Genomic DNA, 13,229 nt, shown 5'->3' with positions numbered 1-13,229 from the left:
ATAGCAATCCTAAACCATTTGTGAATTTCTTACTCCCTCCCCGCAGGTTCGGGGAGGGTTGGAGTGGGGTCAAAAATTTACGACTCCTACAAGGATTGCTATATTGAAGCCGTTGGTTTGTGGTACGAAAAAGGCTGGGCAACAATCTGAGTTTTAGTGCTGGTAGGCATCAGTATCCCCCCTGAAATATATGAATTAGTTCACGGTGTCACGGTACTTAAGTTAGGGATATTTATCGGAAATTTAGCCATCTTATAAGATTTTATCCACCATTTGCCACAGTATGGTAAGGAAGCTTAAAGTTTTGATTATTCACAGGAAAGTCACTTGATGTTATAAATGTCATAATTTTCCCTTTGAGTCTCATAAAACGGCTTATAAGTCAAATAAAAACCTCAATCTTTACAAAAAATTTCGGATTGTAAAGATTCGATAAAGCTACGAGGGGTTATACCCCCTATGAGTTATAGTGACATATATATAGATGCACCCTGATGGCTTTCCCGTTCCACAAGAGCGGGATTTTTATTGGAAAAATATTGTATTAAGTTTTAATACACCTGGTAGAGAGAGAATTGGTGGAATATTCCAATAAAACGATCGCCAGATGCAAAAATAGCACAGCTAAAGCAAAAACGATGGTTCGGAGCGATCGAGCCTCACCCCTAACTCTGCGAAATAACCCAAAGGCGTTAGCATAGTTTGGGAAGTGGCATCAACTGAAGATGAACTTAGCCTCAGCAACAGCCCTGCAATAGGGGGAAGACACCATTGCGACTTTAGGCAGATGAGGGTTCGGCATCACTTACCGAGCTACCCACATTTATTTAAACAGAGATGTTGCAGCATTTTCAATTACTTGTTTAGGAACAGGCTTTCGGGCCTGTTTCACAATAAAATTCATCTCTTGTGGAACAGGCATCTTGCCTGTTCTTGACAATGGTGCAAGATGTAAGTTTAAACAGAGATGTTGCACCATTTTCAATGCCAAAGATAAGCTGTTGTGGATTGAAATTTTGTGTTGAGGGCGGGCTTTCCTACTAACCGCACAATAGCGAAAGTTTATTTGACCATGCAATTTAAAGGCGGATTAGCTTAACAGCTAGAATTAATAGTTTATTTTGCTCTAATTTTTGAAGTTTTATGGATTAAGAAGATTGAGTTCATGATATTAAGTCAATTTTCAGGAAGCCCCAACAGGATCATGCGGAGTTCACAAAATTTTAAGTTTTTTTACTAAATCTTGTCTCCGATAATCAACCCTCTTTGTCACTTAAGCAGTGTATTGGCCAGTTGGGGGTAACGAATGTGGGTTAGAAAAGAATTAAAAACCCGGTTTCTTCTTACAGAAATCGGGTTGTTGAAATCGATGGTGAAGCGCGATTTGCTGTCTAAACTATTCGGAAAATAAAAGGGTAGCGGTAAGGTTGGTTAGGATCTTGCAAAACGTGGAGGATAGCCATTATTGTCAGTCCCCAGTGCACCAGATAACCTATTGGCACTAAAATCAAGCCAGCAAGACCGATAGTGAGGAAAGTTAAGACCCCAATCACGAGGCTGTAAAACCATACATTAAGGTGAAAATTGATGGCTTCTGTGGCATTTTCTTTGACAACGGGGTCATCTGATACTAACAATACAGCGATCGGCGCTCCGATCGAGAACAGTAACGTACTGAAAAAAATCGCCCCGTGGCACACCAGTGATAGCAGCTTCCGCTTGTCGGAGTCGTACATATTAGTTTTCTTCCTTGACTTTAGTGATAATTTTACCTTTAATAGCAACTGTAGCACAGGCTATAATGGCGATCGGGTGATGATTCCCCTACCTAATTTGTGATGACAACAGAACTCGAAACTGAACTGCTAACTGCTGTTGAGCGCCGGCGCAACTTTGCTATTATCTCGCACCCTGACGCGGGTAAAACTACTTTGACAGAAAAGCTGCTGCTGTACGGAGGTGCAATTCACGAAGCAGGTTCTGTGAAAGCGCGGCGGGCTCAGCGACACGCTACATCTGACTGGATGGCGATGGAACAGCAGCGGGGAATTTCTATTACTTCTACTGTTTTGCAGTTTGAGTATCAAAATTATCACATTAATCTGCTCGATACTCCGGGACACCAAGATTTTAGCGAAGATACTTATCGAACTCTGGCGGCGGCTGACAATGCGGTGATGCTGGAGGATGCTGCTAAGGGTTTGGAACCGCAAACTCGGAAGTTATTTGAAGTTTGTAAGCTGCGAAGTTTGCCTATTTTTACTTTCTTTAATAAGCTCGATCGCCCTAGCAGAGAACCTTTGGATTTGTTGGACGAAATTGAGAAGGAATTGGGGTTGCAGACTTATCCGGTAAATTGGCCGATAGGTACGGGCGATCGCTTTAAAGGTGTTTTCGATCGCAGAGGGCGCAAAATTCACTTATTCGAGCGGACTAAACACGGTTCTCGCGCTGCTGTTGATACTGTCATCGAATTGGGCGATCCGCGCATTGAAGATTTGTTGGAACAAGACCTTTACTATCAGCTCAAAGAAGAGTTAGAACTGCTGGATGAGTTGGGAACTGAACTCGATTTAGACTTGGTTCGGGCTGGAAAAATGACGCCTGTTTTCTTTGGCAGCGCGATGAGCAATTTTGGGGTCGAACTGTTTTTAGATGCGTTTTTAGATTACGCTATGAAGCCGATCGCCCGCAAGAGCAGCGCCGGAGATTTGCCACCAACTTATGAAGACTTTACCGGGTTTGTGTTCAAATTGCAAGCGAATATGGACCCGAGACATCGCGATCGCGTGGCGTTTATTCGGGTTTGTACGGGCAAATTTGAAAAGGACATGAACGTGACTCACGCTCGCAGTGGTAAAACGGTGCGTTTGTCAAGGCCTCAAAAGTTATTTGCTCAGGATCGTGAGTCGATCGAGGTTGCGTATCCGGGCGACGTGATCGGTTTGAACAATCCGGGAGTATTTGCGATCGGCGATACTATTTACACCGGTCAAAAACTGGAATATGAAGGGATTCCCTGTTTTTCTCCCGAACTTTTTGCTTTTTTGAGAAATCCCAATCCTTCTAAGTTTAAGCAGTTCCGCAAAGGCGTTTCTGAGTTGCAGGAAGAAGGCGCAGTGCAAATTATGTACTCGGTTGATGAGTCGAAACGCGAGCCAATTTTGGCGGCTGTCGGACAGTTGCAATTTGAAGTTGTGCAGTTCAGAATGCAGTCGGAATATAATGTGGAAACGACGATCGATATGTTGCCTTACAGTGTAGCTCGTTGGGTTGACGGCGGTTGGGAGGCGCTGGAAAAAGTTGGGCGACTGTTTAATACGGTGACGGTGAAAGATACTTGGGGAAGGCCGGTTTTGCTGTTTAGAAATGAGTGGAATTGCCGGCAGGTGGAAGGGGAACATCCTGTGTTGAAGTTAAATGCGATCGCCCCTGTGGTTTCTGGTTTGGCTGTTAGCGAGGAGTGAGGGGGGTAATTTGTTTGTAGGGAAACGGCATTGTCGTTTCCTCCAAAAAATCGGGATTGTTATTAACAAAAAACCCTGATTAACACAGCCAAAGGACACAACACTGTTGTGTCCCTAGAAATGATATTTATTGTAGGATTTGTAGAGAAACGACACTGCTGCGTGGTGAATCGAGTAAGGTGCGTCAAATCTAAATCTTCAGCCCGATCGCCCAAAACCTCTCAATCCCGATCTTCAATCCAAAATCCAAAATCTAAAATCCAAAATCGATTGACGGCGGCCCCCCTCTGCGGCTACGCTTTGAAGTGAGAGGTTGCTTGCTTGTAGAGGAGGCAGCCCGCGTCGCCCAAAAATCTAGTTGCACTGCCCAAAGCTGCGCTAACAGCAATGGACAGCTAACCGCCAAACTGGGACTAGCAGTCTGGAGGCTAACGGAGTATCTTAACATCCTCTGTAGTCGCCCTGCTATGTGTTGAAATGCGGGGCGGCTGGGTTTTTGGGTTTTTCTAGAAAACCCAAAACCAGGAGAACATATTATGTCACAGGAATTCGTGCCTGACGACAACAAATCCGATCGCCCAAATGACGGCTCAGCAGCAGTATGCGAACAGGAAGTTGTGCTGTTAACGGTTGTCGGTTCGCCCAAAGGCGTCAGGGAAACCATACTCACTTTGTACCGGCTGGGATTTGCAGAAGTGGGCGATTGGAGTCCCGTACAGCGTGCGGCTAATCCGAAGCAGGTGATGAGCGTGCTGATCCGTCGGAAGCGGGCTGAGGGTACATCGCCGAGAAAATCTGGGCGGTAAGCTGCAAGGTTAAATAGCTAAATTCGAGGGCGGGCTTTTAACGCTCAGCCCTCAGTCCGGCAGGGGTTGAAACCCCTGCCTCAATGCTAAAGTCCTCGCTATGAGGACTAATGAATTCTTCAGTCCTCGACCGAGGGCTTTTGCTAAAAGCCCCGTGGAATTCATTCCCTGGCGGCCTTTCGGTTTAAGTTAACTGGACAGATCCTCCTTTTTAATGCCGCGTCTTTACTCCTTGCGATCTAGCTAACTGCTGAGACTATCCTTACCCAAATTATCGAGAAGTTGTTGGAGCGCATCGCGGCTATTGCGAACCAGATCGTTGTTAGGAGCAATGGCTAAAGATCGATTCCACATTTCCAGTGCCTCTTGCCAATTCTTGAGTGCTTCCTGTTGCTCAGATAATTTTGCTTGTAAATCACCCAGTATTCTCAGTGCAATACCTTTGTTGTTGAGGACAATGATGTCATCCGGTGCAATAAGTAAAGCTCTATTGTAAGCAGCGAGCGCATCTGAGTAAGACTGTTTTGCCGCCTCAAATTCACTTAGCTGTGCTTGCAATTCACCCAGACTTAACAGCCCATTCCCTTTCTTGTTGAGAGCACAGATATAATCCGGTGCAATAAGTAAAGCAGAATTACAGGCAGCGCTCGCCTCAAAGTAAGACTGTTTTGCCGTCTCAAATTCACTTAGCTGTGCTTGCAATTCACCCAGACTTCGCAGCGCATTCCCTTTGTTGTTGAGAGCATTGATATAATCCGGTGCAATAAGTAAAGCAGAATTATAGGCTGCGATCGCTTCAAAGTAAGACTGTTTTGCCGCCTCAAATTCACTTAGCTGTGCTTGCAATTCACCCAGACTTCGCAGCGCATTCCCTTTGTTGTTGAGAGCATTGATATAATCCGGTGCAATAAGTAAAGCAGAATTATAGGCTGCGATCGCTTCTAAGTAAGACTGTTTTGCCCCCTCAAATTCACTTAGCTTTGCTTGTAATTCACCCAGACGTAGTAGCGCAATCCCTTTGCTGTTGAGAGCATTGATATAATCCGGTGCAATAAGTAAAGCAGAATTACAGGCAGCGCTAGCCTCAAAGTAAGACTGTTTTGCCGCCTCAAATTCACTCAGAATTGCTTGCAAATTACCCAGACGGAGTAGCGCAATCCCTTTGTTGTTGAGAGCGCAAAGATAATCCGGTGCAATAAGTAAAGCAGAATTACAGGCTGCAACTGCCTCTAAATAAGACTGTTTTGCCGCCTCAAATTCACTTAGCTGTGCTTGCAATTCACCCAGACTTTGCAACGCATTCCCTTTGTTGGTGAGAGCAGCAATATCATCCGGTGCAATAAGTAAAGCAGAATTATAGGCTGCAACTGCCTCTAAATGTTCCTGTCTTGCCTCTACATATCGAGCCAACCGAGCATAGTAATCTCCCTCCGAGCGCGAAACTCTACCAAGCCAATAATCACTTTTAATCCACAACTCATCTCTAACTCCCAGCAGCAACTCGCATTCCCCGTAACGACTCAGCCGCAATGCTTCATCAAACACCTCTTCCCATTCCTTCACACCCCGCTCCCAATCCAAGCGATTAGCATGATAAATTGCCTCAGCCGCATCCCCCACTTCCCGATAATGCCCCTCTAAAACCTCATGCGCCCTGCGAGTTTTCGGATGATCCCGATCGGCATCCAAGCGCCGCAATAAATCGTGAATCCGATACCAATTATCCCCCCGCTTTTCCGATTTCCACACAAAGGAAAAACTCGTCAAAACCTCAAAATTTGCACTACTTGCCTGGAAGTGACAACCCACTCCCAATTTCACATACAAATCCTCATCAAAAGCGCGGCAAGCACTCAGCGAATGCACAGCCAATCGCACTTCCCGATCCACATACAAAAGCAGCCGATCCGTTAACTCCGCCGTCTTATTTTCCAACTTCGGAATCCGCGAAAAATCCGACGCCAGCAACTCAATTCCCCGCCTTCTTTCTGCCAGCACCACATCCGCGCACAAACCTAAATAAAACGGATGTACCTGCAAATTCTCCCAATTATCATCGGGATTGACGCTGGCATATTTAATTACAGCATCTGCCAAATCTGCCTTGTCAATCTCCACTTTGTGCAAGTAATCCCTCGCATCATCCGGCGACAAATGCCAAACCAATTGTGCATCTATATAATCTGCGGGAATCGGAAACTTCGAGGCATTCGGCCACCGCAATTGCGTCACCGGACAATCTCGCCCCGCCACAGCAACCACAATCCCCAATTTGTAATCCAATGCCCTCAACAACCGCCTAAACCACTCATCTTGATACCAAAAAGTTGCGCCTTGAGAATTGCGTTTTTCATCCCACATTTTCTCGTGAGTATCGAACAGCATCACGAGGCGATCGGGTTTATTTCTACCAGCCATTGCAGCATTCAAATCCCCAACAAACAATTTCGGCAAACAGTCGGTTAACTCAGTATCGATATCTTGACGGCGAATTTGATCCGCCTTTTCATCGCTGACACCCAAGCGATTTTGAATTAATTTCATCGCCCGCTTAATCCCGCCGAATTTATCTATCCCTTTGAGTACCGCCACCGCTTGCGCCACCACCGGAAAATCTGCAAAAGTTTCAACTACAGGCGCCACCAATTCCGCCACATCATCGGGGAAAAGTTGGTTGAGAGTTGCCTGTGATTCGCCTTTGTTCAGCAAATACCAAAAGCAAGCAAAGTCATAATTGGGAAATTTAAATTTATATTTCTTAGTGGCTGCTGCAACATTTCGCCGCAGCATCAGCAAGCCGTAAAATCTATCTTGCGGTTTATCTTCTTTAATCGGTATCAATCCGAAATCGTGTCTGACTGCGGGTATGGGAGTGTAGGTTTTGGCTTCTGCATTGCGGACGAAATCAGCAACTTCGGCCGTTTTTGATTCGGGGAGTGCGCGCAATTGTTGCCAAACCTGCGACGAAAATCTTTTGCAGCAGTTATACTGCAAGTGTTTTAGGAGCAATGACTTGCCGTTGCCTCCATCGCCGAAAAAATACAAAATTTGTTCCGGAGGCGGGTCTTCGTTTAAATAAAAGGCAAATCGGCGGGTAAATTCGTGTCTGTCTGTGAATAGTTGGAGCTTGCGATCGTCGCTAATAGATTCGCTTTCAAAATCTTCGTCGTCAATTGGCATAAATGTAGGGGTGAGGTGTTAATTTAATTATAAGCAAAAATTAGATGGGCTCGCTGATTGAAATCTCGTCTCCACAAACTTTAGTTTCTCTCGCTTGAGACTAAGAGATCGAGGAAGTATTTAACCCGCATTTAGCATAAATCTTCAGTCTTCATAGCGAGGACTTTAGCTTTGAGGGAGGGGTTTAAACTCCTGCCCGATCGCAACGATCGCCCGCTGGGAGTGGCCGAAAGTTTGACTATTAAGCGGTTTCAACCGCCGAAGAAACTGCAAAAACTGGTGACAGAGAAATAGAGCTGTGTTAGAAGAGCTATCGATCGACCAGCCAAGCTATCTTAGAAAGGACGCTAGCGAAAGCACAGTCATGGCACCTCCCACTAATCCAAATCCGGCGGATTCATCTGCAAAAAAGTCTCTAGAGGCTGGGCTGGCAGCTTTGAAACAGCAGGATTACCCCACCGCGATCGCCCTTTTAGAATCCGTTACCCAAACCGCAGCTAATGGGCCGTCGGGAATCCGCGCGCAGATGGGGTTGGTGGCTGCGTACAAAGCAACCGGTAACGTGAAAGAGGCGATCGCCCTGTGCTCTTCCCTCGCCAAAAGTCCCAACTCTCAAGTCAAAACTTGGACCGATCGCGCTTTAAAAGAATTAACCCCCCCTCGCCCCCCAAAACCACCGGAAAATAAACCAAAATCCGCAGAAACTCCCCCCGAAACAGGCTTTGTCGCCTTTGATGCTGCAACTAAATCGGCGAAAAAATCGATTGGGGGCGAGCGACCGACCGCAGATAAAAAAACAGGATTTTTACCTTTAGAGCAGGCTGTAGAGCCAGAAAACGCTAAATCGCAACCGATTTCCCCGCTGCCTCCACCCCCCAAACGCCCGACTTCTGAACCCGAAAACTCGACCGAAACCGCACCCGATACCGCAGAAATTAGTGGCGAAAATAGTTCCCCTTCCCCACCAGATATCCCCGGAGTCGTCGCCAGCCCAGATACTTACCAACTCACTTGGCGCCAAGCAGGGCGCGTCGCGAAAAGCCCGCGCCCCCTCAAACCGCTGAAGTTGCTGGATTTTCGGGTGCAAGCCCTTGCAAGTGCGATCGCCCTATTTTTCCTAGCCCGGTTTGTCCTGCAATTCCTGCTGACAAACACTAATTCTCTTTTGGTTCAGCTTTACATATTCACTAGGCTGCCTATTTTCGCCCCGATTCAGCTTTTTTACCGCGATCCAACTCCGTTGGTTCAGATGGTTTTTGGATTGCTTTTGGCCTCGTCTCCCTGGCTGATAGACGCGCTGCTGAAACTGTTTTGTGGCATCGAAACTCTGCGCGGGTCAGTTTTATCGAAGCACAGCAAGGAAGCTAGTCGGGTACTGCGAAGTTATTGTACCAAGCAAAATATGCCGGTGCCGGTGCTGAAACTCTTGCCGCTGAATGTTCCTGTAGCTTTCAGTTACGGCGGTTTGCCCCGTTTTGCTCGGATTGCTGTGAGTCGCGGGCTGTTGGAACAGTTGACGGATGATGAAATTGCTACTATTTTCGTGCGGGAGTTGGGGCACATTTCTCACTGGGATTTTGCGCCGATGTCGCTGGCGCTGCTGGTGATTCAGATTCCTTACTTGATTTATTGGCAGGTGGCGCACTGGCAAGAGCGGTTGTGTGATTTAATGACGATCGAGTTTTTGCGTTCTGCTGTCAAATTTGTGGCCGCTGCAATTTCTGCTACGAGTTATGGGATTTATAAGTTGTTCAGGTGGCCGATGTTGTGGCTGTCGCGCCACAGAGTGTATTTTAGCGATCGCACTGCTGCTGAAATTACGGGCAATCCTAACGGTTTGACGCGGGCACTGGCTAAAATGGCGATCGGCATTGCTGATAATATCGAACAGCAAAAACAAACTAGCTTTTTCCTCGAAAGTTTCGATCTATTGTTACCTGTAGGCGTTGGACAAGCTGTAAGCCTAGGTTCTGCTGCATTACACGCGCCGCTGGAACAGATTTTGCTGTGGGATGTCAGCAATCGGGAACGCAACTGGTTGACGGTTAACAGCGCGCATCCTTTGCTGGGAGAGCGTTTGAAGCTGTTGGCTCTTTATGCTCAATTTTGGCAACTGGAGACAGAATTAGATTTGGCAAACGCGGGAGTGCCAGAACAACCCAGGAAAGGAAAATTGTCTCTGTTTAAGTCAATACTGGAATTTAAAGATTCAAAACTATTTTTACAGGGTGCGCCGTTTTTTGGAATTCCGATGAGTTTGGCGATAGTCGGGGTGCTTTGGCTGATTGGCTGGATTTTTTCGAGGACGAGTATCTGGCAGTTAGATTGGCTTTGGGGCGATCGATCGATTATTTGGGGCTGTTTGCCGATCGGATTTAGCATCGGTACTTTGATGCGGATCAATTATTTCTTCCCGGATATTATACCGCGAGAAACCGCTTCGCCGAGTTTGCCGGAAATTTTGTCAAATCCTGAGAGTTTGCCGCTGGATGCTGAACCGGTGCGGCTGGAAGGACAACTTTTGGGTCGATCGGGTATGAATAATTGGCTGGGACAAGATTTGATTTTGCAAACGGCCACGGGTTTGGTGAGGTTGCACCATGTTTCGAGGTTTGGCTACATTGGCTCTTTGTGGCCATTTTTGTTCAAAGAAACTACTCGCCCCAGCGATTTGATCGGAACATCTGTTGTGGCGACTGGTTGGCTGCGCCGGGGTGCTACTGTGGCGATCGACCTTGAAAGCCTCCGCAGTCAAGGAGGGAGGGTTAGTGACAGCGGACATCCGATTTGGTCTGCGATTTTGGCTTTTGCTGCGGCTTTTTGGGGCGCATACATCATTATCCAGGGCCCAAGGTGAGGAATAGTTGTCCGATTGTGGCGTGAATCGCTCTCAACGCACAGCCAGGATCAGTTTTGAGTTAAACAGCGGAGGGGCGATGTTCTCGGTGCTGGTGGGGCAGTCTACCCGATGTTCTCGGTGCGCGGTGGACACCCTACACTCTTGTTCCCTGTTCATTTGTAAAGAAAAGTTGCTTTTTTGCCAGCAATATGTTACATTTATTTACATCAATTGGATTGAACCAAATAGCGCAATAACTTAAGGTGGCTAAAATCGATAAGGCATTGCGTAAAAATTGTCAACATCCCAACACAGCAAGTACAGCCAGCCGCTTGTCGGCTGTTTTTTTTCGACCGCTATTTTTGCTGTGCGGGATGAATTCTCAAAAGTGATTCAGATGTGGTTTGCGTTAAATTCAGACTGAAATCTTCCTAAATAACTAGCTCTGTTACCAAGGCTGTGATACCTTTAAAGAATGCTCGGACTCTGCCGGGCCCGATTTAAGGGATACCAGGTAAGTGAGTAGTTCTCAGCATTAGGAGCGAGATTAGGAACGAGGTAAGATTACTGGCTGAAAAAATGTTAGCCATTTTATCCATCACTGTATTAAACTGAATACTGGCATTCCGATCGCTTGCAATTGACATCCTTGGACATAAATTTCTAGACGGCGCTGGCTATAAACATTCTGAATCAAAACCGGAAGCAAGTAATACAGAATAGCCAATAGCCTAAACATTTGAGTGATGACTAAAAGTTTACACAACAACCTGAGATTTAAAAGCTCTCTGCATCGGCGGTTAAGTTCCGGCCTTATCAGAGTAAATCATCTTTTTGTTCTAAAAGGTGGGGGGAGCTGTCAAGGTTGGTGGGAGGAATGCGCCAATTCTCGGGTTATGTGGTGTTTGCCTGAAGTCAATATTCAGTTGACTTCAGGTAATTGTGTTCGAGCAAATTAATTAAAATCCAAGTCGGGAGGAATTTTTCATGTCTATTCGTCTTTATGTTGGTAATCTACCGAAGGAACTCGATCGCCAAGAATTGCAAGAAGTTTTTGCACCGGAGGGCGAATCTGTTACCACCAAGGTAATTACCGATCGCAAAACTGGAAAATGCAGAGGATTCGGTTTTGTGACGGTGCTAACCGACGAACAAGCCGACCAAGTTATTGAGAAATACAACGGCTTGATGTTCAAAGAAAACCCGCTGAAAATAGAGAAGGCATTGCCCCGCTCTAAGGGTAAATCTGAGAAGGGCGAAGACGATCAGCAGCAGTCGCCGCAGTCACCGCAATTGGTGTCGGCATCGGCGTCTGTGCCTATGCCTGTGCCTGCGCCGCAGCAACAGCAGCGCTCGGCTTCCGCTCCTCCTACCCAAGGTGGAGGCGGTTCCAGCAAAAGCAATCGCCGTCGGGGTGACAACAACAAGTCTCGCCGCAATCAGTCAGCAACAACGGTGTCGAGCGCTGATTCCGGCTCGGTGCAGCCAGATCCGCGCTGGGCGAGTGCTCTGGAAGAACTCAAGCAAAGATTGGTGGAAGCTCAGACTACTAATTAGTCGAAAATGGCGGCTAATTGCTGCTGTCTCTCGACTGTGGTTGACTGAATGTATCTGCAAGTGCGATCGAGAAGGGGTCAAAAAACCCTGTTCTCGATCGCACTCTTTTATGGTAAAAAACCTCTAATATCTAGCAGTGCGGTAAAATAACCAGGCTCGGGCAAGTAATGAAAACTCAAGTCTTCACTACCAACCAGTTGGACTTTGGTCGATTGGCCGGACACGATATAATATCCTGAGAATGGTGGCCAAAAAAACCCGGTTTCTCTGAAAATATAGGGTTGAGCAGCGAGACATCTAGAAAGAAACCAGGTTTTTAGCCCGTCTAAACAAGTCCTCTTTATTCGATCGGCCCGAATTCGATTGTCTCAATAAACTCAAAAATCTTGTTCATAATTCCCTCAACTTCAGACTCCAGGGAACCCAATTCATCCCCCTCCTGATAAATTCGCTGACAGCTTACCGTGTAGCAAAAATCGTCAGCAATAAAAGCCATAAGTCCCCGATAAGCATCCAACCGAGTCAGAGGGCCCTCGTTTTTCTGCACGCTGAGAGTTGCACCTGCAGGCAAATCTAAAACCACGAAATAAGCTTCTTCATCTTCTAAATATTCTGCGTGGAGTAACTTAGAATTGGGAACATTAGCAAGAATTGCCTGAGAAACAAAATTGTCGAGAAAAGACTTGAGATAACCTTCCTCGCCAACCGACTCGATTGTTTCTTCTACTTCACCAAGAACAGGGAAATAATCAATTTTCAGCAAAACGCCAAAGTCGTCTGAAAATGCGACACAGCCTTCTTGCTCATCAATTTTACCGCCTCGTTGCTCATCAACTGGAACGGGAACGCTAAAATTGCCTTCAGGAGATACGTACCATGCCGCATCGAAATCAGACTCTCCGCCTTCTACTTCCGAGTAAGCAGCAATTACATCCTCAATAATTTCCGCAGCTTCCTCGTCTTCCACACCTAATGCTTGCTGGAATTCTTGGAGAAAAGCTTCGTGCTTCTGGGATATTTCTCCATCTGCGACAAACATTGCTGCGGTTATTGCAAAAGTATCCAAAACTAACTCATCTGGCATGGATTCCCAAGCAGTATTAAATAATGCTCCTAAACCGTCTTGGGCGACAATACCGGCGAGTCTTTGAAACATTGCTGACATATCATCTTCCGAGTATTCAGCAAATATTTCTGATTCCCAAAGTATGCTTTCTAAGATATCAGCATCCGTGTCAGGGGAATTTGCCTCTGCTGCCACAAATGCTACGGCGGCTACTGATTCTTCTAAAGTCAAGCTTGCTTCGGATTGGTCTTCTGAATTGAATATTTTATCAAACTTGGCCACAGGTTTTGCCCCGCTAGTGTTTAGTTTTGCTA

The 13,229-nt window shown here is 46.3% G+C and carries 7 protein-coding genes and 1 pseudogene; 5 read left to right on the top strand and 3 right to left on the bottom strand.

All coding sequences use genetic code 11. The features are described 5' to 3' along the window. Positions 1 to 102 precede the first annotated feature (102 nt). Positions 103 to 258: pseudogene (locus D0A34_03000) on the top strand (DUF2127 domain-containing protein). A gap of 1,133 nt (positions 259 to 1,391) precedes the next feature. Here D0A34_03000 and D0A34_02995 read toward each other — a convergent pair. Beyond that, positions 1,392 to 1,736, bottom strand: a complete 345-nt coding sequence (locus tag D0A34_02995; GenBank protein ID UNU17965.1) for a DUF4870 domain-containing protein — start codon at positions 1,734 to 1,736, stop codon at positions 1,392 to 1,394. Between the two features lie 102 nt (positions 1,737 to 1,838). On the opposite strand from D0A34_02995, the gene prfC reads away from it, so the two are divergent. Together prfC and D0A34_02985 are read left to right on the top strand one after the other, a co-directional pair. Next, positions 1,839 to 3,467, top strand: a complete 1,629-nt coding sequence (gene prfC / locus D0A34_02990) for a peptide chain release factor 3 (GenBank protein UNU17964.1) — start codon at positions 1,839 to 1,841, stop codon at positions 3,465 to 3,467. A gap of 536 nt (positions 3,468 to 4,003) precedes the next feature. Further along, positions 4,004 to 4,273 carry a hypothetical protein gene (locus D0A34_02985; protein ID UNU17963.1) on the top strand — a complete coding sequence of 90 codons (270 nt, stop codon included), beginning with the start codon at positions 4,004 to 4,006 and terminating at the stop codon, positions 4,271 to 4,273. Positions 4,274 to 4,516: 243 nt separating this feature from the next. Here D0A34_02985 and D0A34_02980 read toward each other — a convergent pair whose 3' ends face one another. Then, positions 4,517 to 7,453 carry a hypothetical protein gene (locus tag D0A34_02980; protein ID UNU17962.1) on the bottom strand — a complete coding sequence of 979 codons (2,937 nt, stop codon included), beginning with the start codon at positions 7,451 to 7,453 and terminating at the stop codon, positions 4,517 to 4,519. Positions 7,454 to 7,817: 364 nt separating this feature from the next. On the opposite strand from D0A34_02980, the gene D0A34_02975 reads away from it, so the two are divergent. Both D0A34_02975 and D0A34_02970 read left to right on the top strand, forming a co-directional pair. Next, positions 7,818 to 10,310 (top strand): hypothetical protein, encoded by a 2,493-nt coding sequence (locus D0A34_02975; protein ID UNU22143.1) that lies wholly within the window; start codon positions 7,818 to 7,820, stop codon positions 10,308 to 10,310. Positions 10,311 to 11,279: 969 nt separating this feature from the next. Next, positions 11,280 to 11,849 carry an RNA-binding protein gene (locus D0A34_02970; GenBank protein UNU17961.1) on the top strand — a complete coding sequence of 190 codons (570 nt, stop codon included), beginning with the start codon at positions 11,280 to 11,282 and terminating at the stop codon, positions 11,847 to 11,849. A 340-nt stretch (positions 11,850 to 12,189) separates the two neighbouring features. On the opposite strand, the gene D0A34_02965 is transcribed toward D0A34_02970, so the two are convergent. Further along, complete coding sequence (locus tag D0A34_02965; GenBank protein ID UNU17960.1) at positions 12,190 to 13,197, bottom strand: hypothetical protein; 1,008 nt, start codon at positions 13,195 to 13,197, stop codon at positions 12,190 to 12,192. Positions 13,198 to 13,229: the final 32 nt, after the last annotated feature.

The organism is Microcoleus vaginatus PCC 9802, assembly GCA_022701275.1.
GTDB classification, from domain to species: Bacteria; Cyanobacteriota; Cyanobacteriia; order Cyanobacteriales; family Microcoleaceae; genus Microcoleus; species Microcoleus vaginatus_A.
Note: the sequence above shows the minus strand (reverse complement) of the source record. Positions and strands in the feature narration are given on the sequence as shown.

Bases quoted from the DNA above. Each gene is read 5' to 3' on its own strand.
- D0A34_02995 (UNU17965.1), bottom strand. From the start codon at position 1,736: ATGTACGACTCCGACAAGCGGAAGCTGCTATCACTGGTGTGCCACGGG.
- prfC (UNU17964.1), top strand. From the start codon at position 1,839: ATGACAACAGAACTCGAAACTGAACTGCTAACTGCTGTTGAGCGCCGG.
- D0A34_02985 (UNU17963.1), top strand. From the start codon at position 4,004: ATGTCACAGGAATTCGTGCCTGACGACAACAAATCCGATCGCCCAAAT.
- D0A34_02980 (UNU17962.1), bottom strand. From the start codon at position 7,453: ATGCCAATTGACGACGAAGATTTTGAAAGCGAATCTATTAGCGACGAT.
- D0A34_02975 (UNU22143.1), top strand. From the start codon at position 7,818: ATGGCACCTCCCACTAATCCAAATCCGGCGGATTCATCTGCAAAAAAG.
- D0A34_02970 (UNU17961.1), top strand. From the start codon at position 11,280: ATGTCTATTCGTCTTTATGTTGGTAATCTACCGAAGGAACTCGATCGC.